The organism is Cryobacterium sp. TMT4-31 (assembly GCF_004403385.1).
GTDB lineage: Bacteria > Actinomycetota > Actinomycetes > Actinomycetales > Microbacteriaceae > Cryobacterium > Cryobacterium zongtaii.
The window spans coordinates 91,069-108,649 of sequence record NZ_SOGI01000013.1 but is presented as its reverse complement, the minus strand read 5'-3'; the positions used below and the strand labels follow the sequence as shown (position 1 = coordinate 108,649).

13 protein-coding genes and 1 pseudogene are annotated in these 17,581 nt (G+C 69.8%); 5 read left to right on the top strand and 9 right to left on the bottom strand.

All coding sequences use genetic code 11. The annotated features are described in order from the left end of the window. The 3 genes and pseudogenes from E3T19_RS03605 to galU all read right to left on the bottom strand — a co-directional run. A pseudogene (locus tag E3T19_RS03605) lies at window positions 1-576 on the bottom strand (hypothetical protein); the annotation flags it as partial. Between the two features lie 54 nt (window positions 577-630). After that, window positions 631-1,290 (bottom strand): GNAT family N-acetyltransferase, encoded by a 660-nt coding sequence (locus E3T19_RS03600; protein ID WP_088456998.1) that lies wholly within the window; start codon window positions 1,288-1,290, stop codon window positions 631-633. Window positions 1,291-1,368: 78 nt separating this feature from the next. Beyond that, the gene (gene galU, locus E3T19_RS03595; RefSeq protein ID WP_088456999.1) at window positions 1,369-2,262 is read right to left on the bottom strand and encodes a UTP--glucose-1-phosphate uridylyltransferase GalU; all 894 of its coding nucleotides are present in this window, start codon (window positions 2,260-2,262) and stop codon (window positions 1,369-1,371) included. A 51-nt stretch (window positions 2,263-2,313) separates the two neighbouring features. Between galU and E3T19_RS03590 the strand changes: the two genes are divergently transcribed. Genes E3T19_RS03590 through mscL form a run of 3 tightly spaced genes read left to right on the top strand, consistent with a single transcriptional unit; the run spans window position 2,314 to window position 3,818 of the window. Next, window positions 2,314-2,892, top strand: a complete 579-nt coding sequence (locus tag E3T19_RS03590; RefSeq protein WP_103432297.1) for a 5-formyltetrahydrofolate cyclo-ligase — start codon at window positions 2,314-2,316, stop codon at window positions 2,890-2,892. A gap of 57 nt (window positions 2,893-2,949) precedes the next feature. Next, window positions 2,950-3,315, top strand: a complete 366-nt coding sequence (locus E3T19_RS03585) for an FmdB family zinc ribbon protein (protein WP_088457001.1) — start codon at window positions 2,950-2,952, stop codon at window positions 3,313-3,315. Between the two features lie 47 nt (window positions 3,316-3,362). After that, entirely contained in the window at window positions 3,363-3,818 is a 456-nt protein-coding gene (gene mscL / locus E3T19_RS03580) for a large conductance mechanosensitive channel protein MscL (protein WP_088457002.1), read from the top strand. 200 nt (window positions 3,819-4,018) lie between these two features. On the opposite strand, the gene E3T19_RS03575 is transcribed toward mscL, so the two are convergent. From E3T19_RS03575 to E3T19_RS03560, 4 genes are all read right to left on the bottom strand, one after another. After that, entirely contained in the window at window positions 4,019-4,315 is a 297-nt protein-coding gene (locus E3T19_RS03575; RefSeq protein WP_134408132.1) for a hypothetical protein, read from the bottom strand. Further along, window positions 4,293-8,051, bottom strand: coding sequence for an ATP-binding protein (locus E3T19_RS03570; protein WP_134408134.1), 3,759 nt, complete (start codon window positions 8,049-8,051; stop codon window positions 4,293-4,295). Before E3T19_RS03570 ends, E3T19_RS03575 begins: the two co-directional genes overlap by 23 nt. 100 nt (window positions 8,052-8,151) lie before the next feature. Beyond that, on the bottom strand, window positions 8,152-9,168 hold the full coding sequence (locus E3T19_RS03565) for a magnesium and cobalt transport protein CorA (RefSeq protein ID WP_088457004.1): 1,017 nt from the start codon (window positions 9,166-9,168) through the stop codon (window positions 8,152-8,154). 59 nt (window positions 9,169-9,227) lie between these two features. Beyond that, window positions 9,228-9,845, bottom strand: a complete 618-nt coding sequence (locus tag E3T19_RS03560) for a hypothetical protein (RefSeq protein WP_103459258.1) — start codon at window positions 9,843-9,845, stop codon at window positions 9,228-9,230. A 149-nt stretch (window positions 9,846-9,994) separates the two neighbouring features. Here E3T19_RS03560 and E3T19_RS03555 point away from each other — a divergent pair, with 149 nt between their 5' ends. Further along, a complete protein-coding gene (locus E3T19_RS03555) occupies window positions 9,995-10,696 on the top strand; it encodes a 4'-phosphopantetheinyl transferase superfamily protein (RefSeq protein ID WP_134408131.1) in 702 nt (233 codons plus the stop codon). An 80-nt stretch (window positions 10,697-10,776) separates the two neighbouring features. Here E3T19_RS03555 and E3T19_RS03550 read toward each other — a convergent pair whose 3' ends face one another. Both E3T19_RS03550 and E3T19_RS03545 read right to left on the bottom strand, forming a co-directional pair. Then, window positions 10,777-12,135 (bottom strand): M1 family metallopeptidase, encoded by a 1,359-nt coding sequence (locus E3T19_RS03550; RefSeq protein WP_166788783.1) that lies wholly within the window; start codon window positions 12,133-12,135, stop codon window positions 10,777-10,779. Between the two features lie 5 nt (window positions 12,136-12,140). After that, window positions 12,141-16,160: a Pls/PosA family non-ribosomal peptide synthetase gene (locus tag E3T19_RS03545; protein ID WP_370294245.1), complete on the bottom strand. Its 4,020-nt coding sequence runs from the start codon at window positions 16,158-16,160 to the stop codon at window positions 12,141-12,143. Window positions 16,161-16,374: 214 nt separating this feature from the next. Between E3T19_RS03545 and E3T19_RS03540 the strand changes: the two genes are divergently transcribed. Next, a complete protein-coding gene (locus E3T19_RS03540) occupies window positions 16,375-17,577 on the top strand; it encodes a TerC family protein (RefSeq protein WP_088457008.1) in 1,203 nt (400 codons plus the stop codon). The last annotated feature ends 4 nt before the right edge of the window (window positions 17,578-17,581 follow it).

The following is a 17,581-nucleotide window of genomic DNA, read 5'->3' as shown; positions in this document are numbered from 1 at the left end:
GGCAGCGGCGTCGGCATCCGCTGCAGCGCGCGGGGCGCGGGCGGAGCGGCTGACGGTGGCGAGCCGGCCGAGGGTGGCGACGGCGGTCGCTACGGCGACCAGGCCGCCGGCCAGGAGCGTCCACACGCCCGCTGAGAGCATGGTGGCGCCCACCACGGCGAACACCAGACCGATGAGCAGCAGCAGGGTGGAGAGGGCACGCATGGTGCGCAGGCGTTTGGCCTTGCCGGCCGGGGTGAGCGCTTTGGGCCGGGCGGCGGCGGCGCGCAGTACCGCGGCGCGCCGGGCGGCCGTGGCGGCATCGCCGGCGGCCTTCGAGGCAATCCGGGCGTCTTCCTCGGCCTGGGCGAGGAGTTTGCGTTGAGCGGACACTCCGCGTGCGTTGGTTTCCACGCGTACCTCCTGGGGAATTTCCGACGTCTCGGCGAGGATCCGCAGGGTCTGCTGCAGACGCACGGCATTGCGTTCGGTGGCGAGATATTGCCGGCGTCTCGCCCATGTCGGCATGAGATACGTCACCCAGAGCGCGGCGGCAACGGCCACCATCACTCCCCCACCCAGGACTTCGCTACTCATGCTCCCTAACGTATGAGTCGCGGGGCCTTCCGTGCCTGATTACCGGGGGGTGTGTCACTTGTCGGCCACCTCTAGTGGATGCGCGGCGGCGGCCGTGTCGAACTCGTTCACGGACGCCAGACCCGGCGGCACCAGGCCGTCCTGCCAGCGGCGCAGCACGCCACCGCGCACCTCCTCGGCCACCATGCCGAACGCGAAGTGGTCGCGCCAGGCGCCGTTGATGTGGATGAACCGGCGGCGCAGACCCTCGTACCGGAAGCCGAGCTTCTCGACGACCCTCAACGACGGGGCGTTCTCCGGCCGGATGCAGATCTCCATCCGGTGCAGGCCGAGTTGGCTGAAGCAGTAGTCGGTGGCCAGGGCCACCGCGATCGGGGTGATCGACCGGCCCGCGAACTTCTCGCCGACCCAGTAGCCGATCGACGCGCTGGAGAGCGACCCCCAGGTGATCGACGACACGTTCAGCTGGCCGGCCAGTTCGCCGTTGTACTCGACCAGGAACGGCAATCCGCTGCCGGTGCGTGAGTGCGCGAGCAGGCTGCGAATGCTGGCCCGGGTGTCGAAGGACATCGGCGCGTACGGGCTGGTGGCCTCCCAGGTGCGCAGCCAGGACCGGTTCTCCATCAGCTCACGCTCGAGGGCCCTGGCGTCACGTAACCGGATCGGGCGCAGGGTCACGGCCCCCTCACGGAGCGTAGGAATCGCGGTCGGCACGATGAACCCGTCTACTTGGGGGCCGAAGCCCGATGATGACCGAATCTTAGTCCGGTGCCGACCTGATCAACCTGCACGCTACTCGAGAGTGGAGGTGAACTCCTTGAGCCAGGGGCGCAGTTCCACGCCGAGGTCGTCGCGGTCGACGGCCAGCTGGATGATCGCCTTGATGTAGTCGAGCCGGTCGCCGGTGTCGTAGCGGCGGCCGCGGAAGATGACGCCGTAGACGCCGCCGGTGGTCTCGGGGTTGACGGCCATCTCCTGCAAGGCGTCGGTGAGCTGGATCTCGTTGCCCTTGCCCGGCTTGGTGTGCTCGAGCACGTCGAAGACCTCGGGGCGCAGCACGTACCGGCCGATGATGGCCAGGTTCGACGGGGCATCCTCTGCTGCCGGCTTCTCGACCAGACCGGTGATGCGCACCACGTCGGGATCGTCGGTCTTCTCAATCGCGGCCGCACCGTACAGGTGGATCTGCGACGGGTCGACCTCGAGCAGGGCCACGACGCTGGTGTTGCGGGTGACCTGCTCGGAAAGCATCTTGTCCAGCAGCGGGTCGCGGGCGTCGATGATGTCGTCACCGAGCAGCACGGCGAACGGTTCGCGGCCCACGTGCATCTTGGCGCGGAGCACCGCGTGGCCGAGGCCCAGCGGGTCACCCTGGCGCACGTAGTGCATGTCGGCGAGGTCGGTGGACTCGTTCACCTTGGCCAGGCGGTCGCGGTCACCCTTCTGGATGAGCACCGCCTCGAGCTCGGTGACCCGGTCGAAATGGTTCTCCAGAGCGTTCTTGTTGCGGCCGGTGATCATGAGCACATCGGTCAGGCCGGCGGCCACGGCCTCTTCCACCACATACTGGATGGCAGGCTTGTCGACGACCGGCAGCATTTCCTTGGGCATCGCCTTGGTTGCCGGCAGAAACCGGGTTCCCATACCGGCAGCGGGAATAACGGCCTTTGTAATGTGAGTAACCATGGCATTAGGTTAGCGGCAACCTGTATTGGTTACGCACCTAGGATGACTTGTATGGATTCTGACATCGAGCACCGCAAGCGGGCGCTCCGCGCAGACCTCCGGGAGCGCCGCCACAACATGCCCGCAGCCGAGCGCGAAGCCGCCACCGCGGGGTTCACCGAGAACCTGCAGAGCATCGTCACCGACCTGTCCGCCCGGTCGATCACCTGCTATCTCTCCAGCCCCACCGAGCCGAACACCCGCCCGTTCGTCAACTGGGCCGAAGCCAGGGGCATCCGGGTGCTGTTCCCGGTGTCGCGGGACGACGGCCTGCTCGACTGGACCGTCGGCGAGGAGGAGACCGAGGTGCAGGGCCTCTCGGGTGCCCCGGAACCCCAGGGCGAGCTGCTCGGCCCGATCGCGATCAACGACGTTGACCTGATCATCGTGCCCGCGGCGGCCATCGACAAGACCGGTCTGCGGATGGGGTGGGGCCGCGGCTACTTCGACAAGACCCTCGGGTCGATGGAGAAATGCCCGCCGGTGTACGCCGTGGTCTACGACAATGAATATGTCGACGATGTTCCCCGGGAGGTGCACGACCAGCCGGTGAACGGCCTCGTCACTCCCACTCGCATCGTCGTCTTCTAGACTTTCCCCTTCCGGCACCTGCCGGTCAGCTCCGCACACCCGAACCGAAAAGACGCAGTGCCTACCTATTCATACCGTTGCACCGAGTGCGACACCGCCTTCGACATCCAGCAGGCGTTCACCGACAACACGCTCACGGAGTGCCCCGCCTGCGGCGGCAAGCTGCGCAAGGTCTACTCGTCGATCGGCGTGAGCTTCACAGGCTCCGGCTTCTACCGCAACGACTCGCGCGCCGAGTCCGGCGGTAAGTCGTCGCTCTCCGCCGAGAAGGGCGCCAAGAAGACGGACTCCTCGTCTGAATCGTCCTCGGCCAAGCCGGCCGAGAAGAGCAGCACCCCGGCCGCGTCGACCAGCGGGTCGTCCTCGAGCGGCTCGGGCTCCTCGTCCGGCTCGACGCCCACGGCGGCGCCGAAGGCGTCCTGACCCCTCTCCTCAATTCCTCGCAGTACCGCACCAGAAAGATCCCAGCCATGATCAACGGTTTCAAAGAATTCATCATGCGCGGCAACGTCATCGAACTGGCCGTGGCCGTCGTGATCGGTGCCGCATTCACCGGCCTGGTCAACGCGATCGTCACGGGGATCTTCAACCCGCTGATCGCCGCGATCTTCAACGCGGACACCCTGAAGAACTCCCTGACGGTTCCGCTGGGCGATGCCGAGCTGTCCTTCGGCCTGGTTCTCGCGGCGTTGATCCAGTTCCTCCTGGTCGCGGCCGTGGTGTACTTCGCGTTCGTGATGCCGCTCAACAAGCTCAAGGAGAACCAGGCACGTCGCCGTCAGGCCGGAGTGCCGCTGGACCCGAAGAAGAACCCCGTCACCGACCTCGACCTGCTCACCGAGATCCGCGACCTGCTCGCCGCATCGACCGGGGCCCAGACGGTGTCCTCCAGCGCGGCCGCCGCGGCCGCCAAGCACACCCTCTAACTCCTTCGCACGTACGGCACGACCCCGCCGACTTGCGGCGAATGGCCCCTTGGATGCGCTCCAAGGGGCCTTTTGCAGCATCTCGGGGATGCGCGGGTCACCGACTTGCCGCAGACTGCCCCTTCGGCGCTCGTGACGGGATGCTTTGCGGCGTCTCGACGGGACACTCCGGTCGAGAACCCGGGCGGAGCGGCGGCGGGCTACCAGTGCGGCGGTTTGTCCTGGCGCAGCCGGGCGTCGTTCGCGCTCGTCGAGGAGCCGTCGCCCGTGGTCTGCCCGCCTTCTTCGCGGGAGGGCGGCTCGGGGCTGGTGTCGGTGTCCGGCGCGGGCGTCAGGCGCGCCCGGCGGGCGCCGGTCGACTTGACCACCGACTGACGCGGTTCTGCAGCTCCGGTGTCGCCGACGGATGCCGCGGGTGCTGTCTCGGGCGCTGTCGCGCCCGCGGACCCGACGGCGCCGTCGGGCGCCGCCGGGTCAGGCACGGTGCGCCGGACCATCCGACCCTTCGGTCGGCGCGACGCCCGTGATGCCCGCGAGGGCGGCGACGCGGGCGGCGACGGCATCCGGGTTGCTGAACAGTTCAAAGCTGTGCACGCGCAGGTAGTGCCAGCCCAGGCGGCGCAGCACCTCGGGGCGCAGCCGCAGGGACTCGCGCAGGCTGGCCCGGTTGACCACGGCGTCGGTCTCCACGACCACGGCGCGGCCGGCGTGCGAGGCCGCCAGCGCCAGCTTGCCGCGGTGCCCGAGGGAGACGGTGAGCCCCTTGCGTTCCAGGCGGCGGCCCAGGTCGACGAGCATGGCCTCGCGGGCATCCGGCACGGCCACCTCGTTGCGGCGGGCTTCGGTCTCGGTGAGCACCTGCGACAGGGCCAGGATGCCGTGCCGTTGCCGGTCGGCGTCGATGTCGATCGGTCGGAAGCAGGAGACGATGTCCATGGCCCGGCGGGCGCGGGTCATGCCGATCGCGAGCAGGCGTTCGCCGCCGGGTTCGCCGAGCGAGCCGAAGTTGCTCAGCAGCCGTCCGTGCGGGGTGCGGCCGTAGCCGATCGAGAAGATCACCCGGTCGCGGCTCTGCGCCACGGCCTGCTCGAGCGTGAGCACCGTGAACGGTTCGGCACGGTCCTTGAGGATGAAGTCGCTCAGGTCGGTGCGCTTGGAGAACGCCGCCAGCACGGCCTGGTGCACCCGCACGGCGTGGCGGGCGCTGGCGGTGATGACCATGAGGGATTCGCGGGGCCGCTTGACGGCATGGTCCATGACCAGGTCGACGACCTTCGCCACCTCGGCGTCAACGCTCTCCACCGCGCCGCTGTCGACGTCGGGCATGCCGTGGCCGCCCTTGACGTAGTTGAGGGTGAGGCTGCCGTGGCCGAGGAAGCTGCCCGCCCAGGGCAGCGAGTCGATGCGGCCGCCGTAGAAGCGGTGGTTGACCAGTTCGGCGAGGTCCTCGCCGCCGGCCCGGTAACTGCGGGTCAGGGTGAGGGTGGGCAGCAGTTCACCCAGCCGGGCCAGCGCGGAGTCGGCGTGCAGGGCGTCGACGTTGGTCTCCTGCGGGCTCGGCACATCGGAGGGTTCGACGATGCCGGTCTCGAAGCCGGACGGCGTCTGGGTGACCGGGTCGCCGAAGGCCACGACCTGCTTGGCGCGGCGGATGGCGCCGACGTTCTCGGCGAGGGTGGTGGCGCCGGCGTCGACGAGGAGCACGGCGTCGAAGGTCATTCTGTCGTCGAGTGCGGCGACCTCGTACGGCGAGGCCAGCCAGACCGGGGCGAGCACCCGGCCCAGGTGCGGGGAGACCTCGTTGATGCGGGCCGGGGTGGCGCGGTCGGCGCGCAGCAGCCGGCGCAGCTGGTCGGCTTCGTCGGGCCAGTCGACCACACCGATCTTCCAGGTCTCGGCGAGCAGCCAGGCCAGGATCTGCCCGGTGGTGGAGGCGTGCGCCTCGTCGACGAGCTTGAAGTCGGCTTCGAGCCTGTCGAGCACCTGGGTGTTGGCGTTGAGCAGGGCCTTGTCGCCGCCCAACATCACCTCGAGCACGGACTGCCACCAGGCGAGTTCGAGCTCGGCGGCGACATCCTTCTCGGACACGTGGCGCTGGGACAGGTCGGTCATCAGCGGGTCGAGGTTGTGCTCGCGCAGGGTGGCGAGCAGGGCGGTGCGCTCGTGCAGGTTGGCGAGCACCTCACTCTCGGCGGCCAGTCCGGTCATCGTGGAGACGAGTTCACGCAGCGGCCGCGAGACCAGCTGACGCGGGGTCCCGGTGTTGCCCAGCGGCACGTCGAGCTTGCCGAGGTCCTCCGCGACGCGCTGATAGGCGACGTGCACGTCGTTGATACCGACCGGCACCTCCGGGGTCACGCCGGCGGCGGCGTAGCGCTGCCACAGGGTGCGCTGCTGCTGGATGCGCCGCAGGCTCTCGTTCATGTCACTCACGTGCACGCCCGGTCGCAGGTACTCGTCGGCGAGCTTGCGCAGCCGGCGCCGGTTGGCGCTGGTCATCTCGGGTGAGTCGCGGCGGGCGGAGGTGGCGGCGATCAGTTCGGTGAGGGAGCGGTCGAACACGGCGGGCTGGAATTTGTCCAGCGTCTCGCGGATGTCCAGCAGCAGGCGCAGGTAGATGCCCAGCTCGTGCACGGTCTCGAACGGGCGCAACCGGGTCTGGCCGATGAGGTGTCCGGCGCGTTCCAGCAGCCGGGGCAGGTCGGTCTTGCTCAGCCGCTTGGCCAGCTCGTGGGATGCGCCGGCGTCGGCGGTGGAAGTGAAGGAGGCTCCGTACCAGGGCGAGTCGCCGGGGCCGTAGCGGAACTGGCCGAGGACGGCGGCCTTGATCAGGATCGCGGCGGCGCTGGCCCGGTCGTGGGCGAGACGCTCCAGGGCGACCCTGTCGAGCCGGGCGGTCGTCGACGGCGGTGCCGGCAGCTGGGCAAGCCTGGCGAGCTCACCGAGGGCGTCGAGCACCGACACGCCGAGCGCGGCATCCTTACGGGTGAGCGCCGACCTGTAGTCCAGCAGCACCTTGCGCAGACGCACAAGGGCGTCGTCGACGTCGCCGACGCGCGGCTGGGTGCTCTTCTCGTTGCGGGTGATCGACTGGATCAGGTCGCGGCGCAGCGTGCGCGGGGTGACGGCGACGCCGGGCAGACCCACCTGCACGAGGCGGTGGGCGATGCCGTCGAGGCTGGAGCGGCGGGCGCTGACCACGAGTACACGCTTGTGCTGGGCGATGAGCGAGCCGATGGCGTTGACGATGGTCTGGGTGCCACCGGTGCCGGGCAGGGTCTTCACGACGAGGGAGTTGCCGGCGCTGATCTGGGCGACGACGTTCTCCTGCTCGGCGTCGGCATCCAGCAGCAGCGTGTCGGTGCCGGGCGGGCGCACGTCTTGAGCGATCGGCAGCACCGGGTTGTAGGCCATTTCGATGGCGCGCTTGGCGGTGGGGTTGCCGGCGACGGCGTCGAGCACCGGATGGGTGAGCTTCTGCGCGTCGGTGGCCATGGCCCGGCCGACGTCGGCGAAGGACGACGCCACCAGGCGGGGCACCACGTTGAACCAGGGCAGGTGCGAGGTGAGGCCCCGCAGCCGGTCGATCACCGGTTGCGGTTTGAACGCTCCGTTGGTCACGGCGAGCGCCACGAACGCGTCGGCGTCGAGGGTGATCTGGAACTGGTCGTGCAACGCCCGCGCCAGTTCGGGGTTGAGGAACGGTGCTCCCTTGAGCTTGAGCTCGAAGTCTCGACCGTAGCGGCGGATGGCCAGGGGGCGCAGCAGCACCGGTGCGGTGAAGTCCACGTCGCCGTAGCGCCACTGGGCCAGCCCGATCGCGAGGTGCACCGATTCGATGCCCCGCATCGACCGCAGCTCGATGCCCTTCTGGGTGATCTCGTTGGCGGCCAGGCGGGCGTTGCGTAGCGCCAGCTCGTCGCGGATGAGGTTGGAGAGCAGGGTGGTCTTGCCGGTGATGAACTGCGGCAGACCGCCGGGGTGGGTGGCGGACAGCTCGATGCGGGAGCGCGGGCTGTCACCGAAGTGCAGCAGCGGCGAGTGGCCGCCGACGGCGGCGAGTTCGTCACGCCAGCGTTGCCAGGTGGGTTCGGCGATGTTCCCGGCGACCAGCGCCGGGTCTCCCAGGCTCACCGAGTCCGGGGAGGTCGCGAGACGCGAGTCGGCAGACGGCGCGTCGGAGTAATCCGACGCGAAGTCGTCATCTTCTGGTTTTCTATCGAGGCGCCACACACCCACACCCTATTTCTCCACCGGCCGGTTCTCGGTTAGGCCACCCGGTTATTTCCCGCATTCGCAGGATTCTCTGCGGATACAGCCGTTTTCGCAGGCGCTATAGCCAGTCCTTGCGTTTGAACACGGCGTAGAGCCCGAATCCCATCGCCACCATCAGGGTGATCGCGAACGGGTAACCGAACTGCCATTTTAGCTCAGGCATGTGAGTGAAGTTCATGCCGTAGATGGTGCCCACCAGGGTGGGGGCGAACAGGATCGCCGCCCAGCTGGAGATCTTCTTCACTTCCTCGCTCTGCGCCAGCCCGGTTTCGCTCAACCGGCGGGTTTCGTCGTTCTGCCGTTGGGCGACGAGGGTGCTGTGCACCGTGAGGGCGTTCTGCAGGAGTTCCCGGAACGCGTCGACACGTTCGACGACCCGGATGGTGTGGTCGAGCACGTCGCGCAGGTGCCTGTGCAGTTCCACGTCCACGCCGTGCTTCTCGAAGCCCTCCTGCAGCGACTCGAGCATGCCGATCAGCGGCTGGGTGGCCCGCTGGAACTCGATGACCTCGCGGGAGAGGTCGTAAATGCGTCTGGACACCGCCTGGTCACCGTCGAAGAGCTGGTCCTCGATCTCGTCGATGTCGTTCTCCAGGCCGGCGACCACCGGCGCGTACTCGTCGATCACCTGATCGAGGATCGCGTAGAGCACCGCCTGCGGCCCGAAGGCGAGGAGGTCCGGGGTGCTTTCCAGCCGGCGGCGCACCGAGGCGAGGTCGGGCGACTCGGCGTGCCGGATGGTCACGACGAAGTCGGGACCCACGAAGACGTGCAGCTCGCCGAACTCGACTCGCTCGACGTCGTCGAGGTATCTGGCCGGGCGCAGCACCAGGAACAGGGTGTCGGCGTATCGTTCGATCTTGGCTCGCTGATGTCCCTTGAGCGCATCCTCGATGGCGAGGTGGTGCAGGGTGAACTCATCGGCCACGCTCCTGACCTCGGCATCGGTCGGCCGGTACAGTCCGATCCAGGCGAACCCGGCCTTCTCCTTGAGTACCTCAAAGACGTCCTGCAACGTTTCCGGGGTTGCCACCCGAAGGCCATCCACATAGATCGCGTCATCAATCAGCGCCACGGCTGCTCCTCACTCGCCGTACAAGTGTGGCACCGGCGACGGGGTGCGGCGCACCGGCGTCAGTGCGGTTGGCTGCCCTGTCGCTTTGGACCCTCGTGCTTGCGGTAGGTGGGGCTGAAGGAGAGCAGCACCAGGCCGACTCCGAGAACCAGCTGGCCGAGCGCCTGGCCGGGCAGCAGCGAGACGGCGCCGCCGGCCAGGATGAAGACGGCCGGCAGCACCCTGTAGACGCGGGCACGCAGGATGGCGGCGCCCAGCAGCATCCAGCCGACCCCGAACACCGCGGCGGTCAACAGCAAGCCGAACGCATAGGAGCCGGGCCGTTCGGCACCGTCGAGTAGGTCAGGTGCGACCCGGCCCAGGGTGGGGTAGAGAAAGGCCTCCGCCCAGAACTGGCCGCTGATCAGGATGGTGCCGGTGCCGGCCATGATCGCGGCGGAGAAGCCGAACGGGCCGATCTGCTTGGCGTGGCGCTCGTAGATCGCCACCAACGAGAGGATCAGCAGCAGTGCTCCGCCGAGCAGGGCTAGAGACCGCAGGGCATACAGCGGGGTCTGCACGAGTTCACTGACCGGTTCGCCGGTGAGGCGCATCGCCTGGTCCAGGATGCCGCCGATCAGGAATGCGGCCCCGGCGGCGAGAGTGGATGGCTTCGCCAGACCTTCGAACCTCTTCACTGGAACCTCACCCACCGCGCCTGGAGCCTCGACAGCCCCGCACTCCATCGATTGGGCTGGTCCCGACGATTCTCGCACCGGCCGGGTGGCGGGACAAGGGCCGCAACGGCCACCTCGGGCAGAAGGGTCGCCGGCGCTAGGGTGATGGCGTGCCCGATGCCTCTTCCCCCCGCGACCTCGACGGTGTGCGGGGCGTGGACCTGTCCACCACCCTGGTGGTGGCGCTGGGCACCCGAGCGGCGACCCAGGACGGCGACCACCGGGCGCTGGCAGAGCTGGTGGGCCGGCTGACCGGCCTCGCCGGCGCATCCATCACTCTCAGCCAGGTCTGCCCGAACTGCGGACGGTCCGGTCACGGCCCCCTCCGGGTCGAACTCGGCGGCGCGGCGGTGGACTCCCCCACCGTGCACGTGAGCCTGGCCCGGGCCGACGGCCGGCTCGCTCTGGCCGTCACTGCGGCCGGCCCGGTGGGCATCGACCTCGAATCCGTCGGTGCGCTCGCCCGGGCACCCCTGGATGACGTGCTGCTCTCCACGGCCGAAGCGGATGCCGTGGCCGCCCTGCATCCGCGATCGGCCACGGCCGCGGTGACCGCCATCTGGACCGCCAAGGAGGCGGTCCTCAAGGCCGCCGGCGTGGGGCTCAGGGTCGATCCTCGTGACCTCACCATCGCTCGTGCGCCCGACGAAGTGCCCGCCGAACACTCCCCCGGCCCGGCCCTGGTCGGCTGGCCGGCTGCGCCGTTTCCGCTGAACCAGGCGCACCTCATATCCGTGGCGGCTCCCGAGGGTCTCGTCGCTACAGTCGCCGTGGTGTGCGCCAGGCGCCCGCGGTTGTACCTCGATCGGTGACGATCCCTTCGAGGCGTCCCCGCCGCTCAGAGCGTCCCCGACCTGCCGCAAACGCAACTCAGCGAGTGACGCGCGCGAGATCAGGGGGCGGGTTCGAGCGGCGCGGCGGGCTGCAGCCGCGGCAGGCTCTTCGCCGACACCCAGCGGGCGATGATCTTGTCGGCGACACCGGTGCCGGAGGCGATGCGGAAGCAGCCGAGCAGGTCGTCGGTGGTGACGCTGCCGTGCCGGTGGGTGCGGGTGTAGGCGCGCAGGGCGGTGAAGAAGGCCTCGTCGCCGATCGCCTGACGCACGGCGTGCAGGGCCAGGGCCCCGCGCTTGTAGACCCTGTCGTCGAACATGTCGTGCGGGCCGGGGTCGGCCACCACGATGTTCTTGGGCAGCAGGTCCAGCTCGGCGCGGTGCAGCAGGGCGTTCGCGTGGGCGGTAAGTCCGCCGCTGGACTCGGCCCAGATCCACTCGGCGTAACAGGCGAAGCCCTCGTGCAGCCAGATGTCGGCCCAGCGAGTGAGGGTGAGGCTGTTGCCGAACCACTGGTGCGCCAGTTCGTGCGCGATCAGCCGGTCGCTGCCGTGCAGGCCGTCCACGTGGTTACGGCCGAACACGGCCAGGCCGTGCGCCTCGAGCGGGATCTCGAGGTCGTCGGCGGTGACGATCACGGAGAATGCGGGGAACGGGTACGGGCCGAAGACCTGGCTGAACACCGTGATCATCTCGCCGAGCCTGGCGAAGTCCACCGCCACCGGCCGGGCCAGCGCGGGAGGGAAGAACAGGCTGTGCGCCACCGGGGTTGCGGCGATGTCGTGCCGGCGATAGCGACCTATCTGAACGCTGGCCAGGTATGCGGCCATCGGTTCCCGCACGTCGAAGGTCCAGGAGGTGCGACCGGACCGGGTGCTCTTGGCCACCAACGGGCCGTTGCTGACCACCGTGTACGGCGCCTCGCAGGTGAGCTGGATACGGAAGGTGGCCTTGTCGCTCGGGTGATCGTTGCAGGGAAACCACGACGGCGCCCCGCTGGGCTGACCGGCCACGAGCACACCGTCGGTGAGTTCCTCCCAGCCCAGCTCGCCCCAGTGACTGCGCACCGGATGCGGCGCCCCGCGGTAGCGCACCACCACCTCGAACGCCTCTCCCACGGCCAGCGGCACGGCGGGAGTGATCACGAGCTTGCGGGCGGCGTGCACCGTCTTCACCGGCGCAACACCGTTGACCGTGACCTTGTCGACGCTCAAGCCGGCCAGGTCGAGACTGAACCGCCCGAGCGCGGTGAGGGCCCGCGCCGTGATCGTGGCGGTCGCGGTCAGCCGGTTCGTGGCGACCCTGTAGTCCAGTTCGAGGTCGTAGTGCGCCACCGTGTAGCCACCATTGCCACTCGCGGGAAGGTAGGGGTCACCCGCGGACGCGGACCCCAGGATGGTGGGTGTGGGCTGCAACATAGGGATCAAGTCTTCCATGGCGGCCGGTGCCACGGCGCAATCGGGTTGCCGGACCAGAGCGAATCGGTGGGCACCCGCTCCCCGCGCATCACCAGCGAACCCGGTCCAACGGTGGCGTGATCGTCGATGCGCGCCGCCGGCAGGATCACGCTGTTGGGCCCGAGGGTGCCACCGGCGCCGATGTGCACGGTGTCCAGCTGCATGATGCGATCGTGGAACAGGTGGGTCTGCACGACACAGCCGCGGTTGACGCTGCTACCGGCGGCCAGGGTGACCAGGTCCGCCTCCGGCAGCCAGTACGACTCGCACCACACGCCGCGCCCGATCGTGGCGCCCAGCGACCGCAGCCAGAGCGCCAGCCAGGGCGTGCCGGCGGCGTTCTGCGCGAACCAGGGCCGCGCCACCATCTCTACGAAGGTGTCCGACACCTCGTTGCGCCAGATGAACGACGACCAGAGCGGATGCTCGGAGGCGCGGATGCGCCCCACCAGCAACCATTTCGCGGCGGTGGTCAGCGCGGCCGCGACGGCGCCTGCGCCGATCAGCACGAAGCCGGAGAGCAGCAGCGCCAGGCCAGGACCGCCGAAAAGCCAGAGGACCTCGAGGGCCACGAGCACGCTGAGGGCGATCCACGCGGAGGCGAACACCGGCACCAGGCGCAGCACCTCCCAGAGCGACCGGGCCAACACCAGCCGCGCCGGCGGGTGGAAGGTGCGGGCCTCGTCGATGTCGGTCACCCGGCGACGCAGCCGTGTCGGCGGGTTGCCCAGCCAGGAGGAGCCGCGCTTGGCCTTGCGCGGGGTGGACGACAGCACCGCCACGAGGCCGTCCCTCGGCACCGTGCGGCCGGGGCCGGCGATGCCGCTGTTGCCCAGGAACGCCCGGCGGCCGATCTTGGCGCGGCCGATGCGCATCCAGCCGCCGCCGAGTTCATAGCAGGCGACCATGGTGTCGTCGGCGAGGAACGCGCCGGGCGCAATGGTGGTGAGCGAGGGCACCAGCAGGACCGTGGACGCCTCGACGCCCGGACCGACCTTCGCGCCGAGCAGCCGCAACCAGACCGGGGTGAGCAGGCTGGCGTAAAGCGGGAACAGCAGGGTGCGGGCGCCGTCGAGCAGTCGTTCGGTCATCCACACCTGCCAGCCCACCCGGCTGCGCACCGGGTGGTGGCCCTCGGTCAGGCCCAGGCCCAGCAGGCGCACGGCTCCGATCACGGTGCCGGCGTAGAGCGCTCCGGCGGCGAGCACGGCCGACGGCACGGCCAGCGCGGCGCGGGCGGCCGCGGCGCCGAGGGTGTCGGCGTCGCCGATCACCACGCCCACGATGAGCACGCCGAGCAGCACCGCGACGGTGGGAATGGCGGTGAGTCCCACCGAGCCGGCGCCGTAGGCGAGCAGCCAGCGGCGGGCGTTCGCCGGTCGTTCCGCGGGCCAGGCGCGGCGGGCCGAGCCGACCCGGGTGGCCGGTGAGCCGGCCCAGCGCTCGCCTCGTGGCACCCGGCCTGAGACGGCGGAGCCCGGTTCGATCTCGGCGCCGTCGCCGATCTTGGCGCCGCCGAGCAGGGTGCTGCGGGAGCCGATCACGGCCTCCGCGCCGATGCGCACCCGGCCGATCCGCAGGGTGTCGCCGTCGAGCCAGTAGCCGGCCAGGTCCACCTCGGGTTCGATCGCGGCGCGCTCGCCGATGCTGAGCAGCCCGGTGACCGGCGGCACCGAGTGCAGGTCGACGCCGGGGGCGATGGTGGCGCCGAGCAGCCGGGCGTAGTAGCTGATCCACGGCGCCCCGGCCAGGCTGGCCGCGTCGACGAAGGTGGCCACCTGTTCGGCCAGCCAGAGCCGCAGGTGCACCGAGCCGCCGCGCGGGTAGTTGCCCGGTTTCACGCCCTGGAGCAGCAGCCGGGCGGCGGCAACGGAGATGCCCATCTTGCCCAATGGGGTGACCAGCAGCACGAATCCGGCCAGCACCGCCCACCATGACACCGTGGGGGCGAAGGATGCGCCGGCGGCGGCGAGCAGATTGTTGGCCGCGGCCAGGTACACCAGCCACTTGGCACCCACGAGCAGGTGCAACGGCACGCTGAGGACGCCCTGCAGCAGCCCGGTGCGGGCCGGGGTGGGCAGCACCTGCCGCGTGGCGCGGGCCACCGTCGGAGTGCGGCCGTCGAGTTCGTCGGCGAGGGAGCCGATCCGCGGGTGGTCGTAGATGTCGCTGATCCGGGTGTTCGGGTGGCGCTCCCGAATCGCGGACACGAATTGGGCGGCCGAGAGGGAGCCGCCGCCGTAGGCGAAGAAGTCGCTGTCGGCGTCGGCGACGGGCACACCGAGGATCGCGACCCAATGCCCGGCGAGCCAAGCGGCGGTCGGGCTGAGCGCATCCGCGCCGGCCGTCTCGGCGCCGGCCAGGCCGGGCAGCGGCCAGGGCAGGGCGGCACGGTCGACCTTGCCGGAGGTGCGGGTGGGGATGGATTCCACGACGGCGAGCAGCGGCACGAGGGCGGCGGGCAACGCCACCCGGAGGGCCGCGGTGGCCGCGGGCAGGTCGAAGGATCCGGCTGCCTCATCGGCGAGCGCGAGGTAACCCACCAGCACCTGGTTGCCGGCCGGGGTGGTCTGCACGACAGCGGCCGCGCCGGCCACGCCGGACAGCGCCTGCAGGGCGGCGTCGATCTCGCCGAGCTCGATGCGCCGGCCGCCGAGTTTGATCTGGTCGTCGGCCCGGCCCACGAAAACCAGCCCGGCGGGGTCGAAGCGCACGAGGTCGCCGCTGCGGTAGGCGCGTTCCCAGCCGAGCCCGGCGTGCGGGGCGTACTTCACCGCATCCTGGGTCGCGTCGAGGTACCGGGCCAGGCCGACGCCGCCGATGATCAGTTCGCCGGTCTCGCCGGCCCGCACCCGCTGGCCGGCCGGATCCACCACGGCCAGGCTCCAGCCGTCCAGCGGCAGGCCGATGCGCACGGGGTCGCTGCCGTCGAGCAGGGCGCCGCAGGCCACGACCGTCGCCTCGGTCGGGCCGTAGGTGTTCCACACCTCACGGCCGCGGGCGCTGATGCGGGCGGCCAGCTCGGGCGGGCAGGCCTCGCCGCCGAAGATCACCAGGCGCACATTCTCCAGCGCCTCCTCGGGCCAGAGTGCGGCGAGGGTGGGCACCGTGGAGACAACGGTGATGCCGTGCGCGATGAGCCAGGGGCCGAGGTCGGCGCCGCTCCGCACGAGCGAGCGCGGGGCCGGCACCAGGCAGGCGCCGTTCCGCCAGGCCAGCCACATCTCCTCGCAGGAGGCGTCGAACGCCACCGACAGGCCGGCCAGCACCCGGTCGCCGGGGCCGATGGGTTCGCCGGCCAGGAACAGGCCGGCCTCGGCGTCGACGAACGCCGCCGCCGAGCGGTGCGTCACGGCGACACCCTTGGGCACCCCGGTGGAGCCGGAGGTGAAGATGATCCAGGCGTCGTCGTGCGGGCCGGGCATCGGCTCGCCCCAGTGCGCCAGCGACGGGTCCTCCTCGGCGGCCAGGGGCCGCTCGGTGAGCACCCCGGCGTCCAGGCCGTCACGCACCGTGAACAGACCACCGTCGCCGATGACACCCACGACCCGGGCCTCGCCGAAGACCAGCCGGGCCCGTTCCTCAGGGTCGTCGGCGTCGACGGGCACGTAGGCGGCGCCGACGGTGAGGGTGGCGAGAATCGACAGGTAGAGGTCGCGGGTGCCGGACGGGATGCGGATGCCGACCGTGTCGCCGCGGCGCACCCCGGCCCGGCTCAGCCGCACGGCCTGGTCGTTGACCAGCCGCACCAGCCGCCGGTAGCTCAGGGCCCCGGCGGCGTCCTCGAGGGCCAGGGCGGTGGGGTGTTCCTCCGCGGTGGCCAGCAGGATGTCGATCAGGGTGCGCTCGGGGTGCACCAGATAACCGGCATCCAGCACGCCCTGCTCGTGGCCGGGCGTCGGCGCGGCCGGCAGCGGACGCACGATTGCTGGTGCGACGGTCGAGCCGGCGGACCGGGTGCTGGGATCGGGGTGGAACGAGGTCACGCATACTCCTGTCCGGGCTCGCGAGAATCCGCGATGGCGACAGCCTAGAACGACCGGGTGACCGGCGGGTGAACACGCGTCACATGAGTACATTCTTCGGGCGCGTTCCCGTCTCCGGCGGGTTTTTCTCCGCCACCCCTGTTCCCCCGGCGGCCTGCCCGCGTAGCCTTTTGATACCGGATGCGCCCCACGTCTTCGACCGAAAGCCGACCGAATGGATACCTCACCTCTCGTCTGGACCCTGACGGTCCTCGGAATCGTCGGGCTTCTCGCCTTCGACTACGTCTTTCACGTGCGGAAGGCCCACGCCCCCACGCTGAAGGAAGCGGCAATCTGGTCGTCGATCTACGTCGGGATCGCCATACTGTTCGGCATTGGTGTCCTGATCATCGGCGGCAGCACCCCCGGATCCGAGTACTTCGCGGGGTACATCACCGAAAAGGCGCTCTCGGTCGACAATCTGTTCGTCTTCCTCATCATCATGACAAGCTTCCGCGTGCCCCGGGAGGACCAGCAGAAGGTGCTTTTGTTCGGCATCACGTTCTCGCTCATCGCGCGCACCGGCTTCATCTTCCTCGGCGCCGCCCTGATCAACACCTTCGCCTGGGTGTTCTATTTCTTCGGCCTGATCCTGTTGATGACGGCGGGCAACATGCTCAAACCGGAGAGCTCGGAGTCCAAGTCCGCGGACAACTTCATCGTGCGGGTCGCGCGCAAGGTCTTCCACACCAGTCCCGAGTACGACGGCGACAAACTCTTCACCATCCACGACGGCAGGCGCGCACTGACCCCGATGCTCCTGGTGATGGTCGCGATCGGCGGCACCGACCTCCTCTTCGCGCTCGATTCGATCCCCGCCATCTTCGGCCTCACCCAGGATGTCTACATCGTGTTCACGGCGACGGCGTTCTCGCTCCTCGGCCTGCGTCAGCTGTACTTCCTGCTCGACGGCCTGCTGGACCGGCTGATCTACCTCTCCTTCGGGCTGGCGGCGATCCTCGCCTTCATCGGCGTGAAGCTGATCCTGCACGCCCTGCACGAGAACAACCTTCCGTTCATCAACGGCGGCGAGCCGGTGCCGGTGTTCGAGATCAGCACGGGTGTCTCCCTGACGGTCATCATCGGTGTGCTCCTGGTCACCGTGCTGGCGTCGCTGTTCAGCCCGGCGGGCCGGGCACAAGCGGCCACCGCCAACGCCCGGCGGTACGCAACCGACTACCTGGACCTCGGCTACACCGAGGACCACACCGAACGCATCCGGGTGTACACGGCGCTTCGGGAAGAGGAAGAGTCCATCCATAAGCTCGGCCCGAAGTACCGGCAGGCGGTCCAGGACGACGCGGAGCTCGCCGATCTGCTCCGCAGGGCTCACCTCGAACACGACGCCTCTGTGCGCCGGGCCGCCCGCGAGGGGTGACCCC

Bases quoted from the DNA above. Each gene is read 5' to 3' on its own strand.
- galU (WP_088456999.1), bottom strand. From the start codon at position 2,262: ATGGTTACTCACATTACAAAGGCCGTTATTCCCGCTGCCGGTATGGGA.
- E3T19_RS03590 (WP_103432297.1), top strand. From the start codon at position 2,314: ATGGATTCTGACATCGAGCACCGCAAGCGGGCGCTCCGCGCAGACCTC.
- mscL (WP_088457002.1), top strand. From the start codon at position 3,363: ATGATCAACGGTTTCAAAGAATTCATCATGCGCGGCAACGTCATCGAA.
- E3T19_RS03575 (WP_134408132.1), bottom strand. From the start codon at position 4,315: ATGGTCCGGCGCACCGTGCCTGACCCGGCGGCGCCCGACGGCGCCGTC.
- E3T19_RS03550 (WP_166788783.1), bottom strand. From the start codon at position 12,135: ATGTTGCAGCCCACACCCACCATCCTGGGGTCCGCGTCCGCGGGTGAC.
- E3T19_RS03540 (WP_088457008.1), top strand. From the start codon at position 16,375: ATGGATACCTCACCTCTCGTCTGGACCCTGACGGTCCTCGGAATCGTC.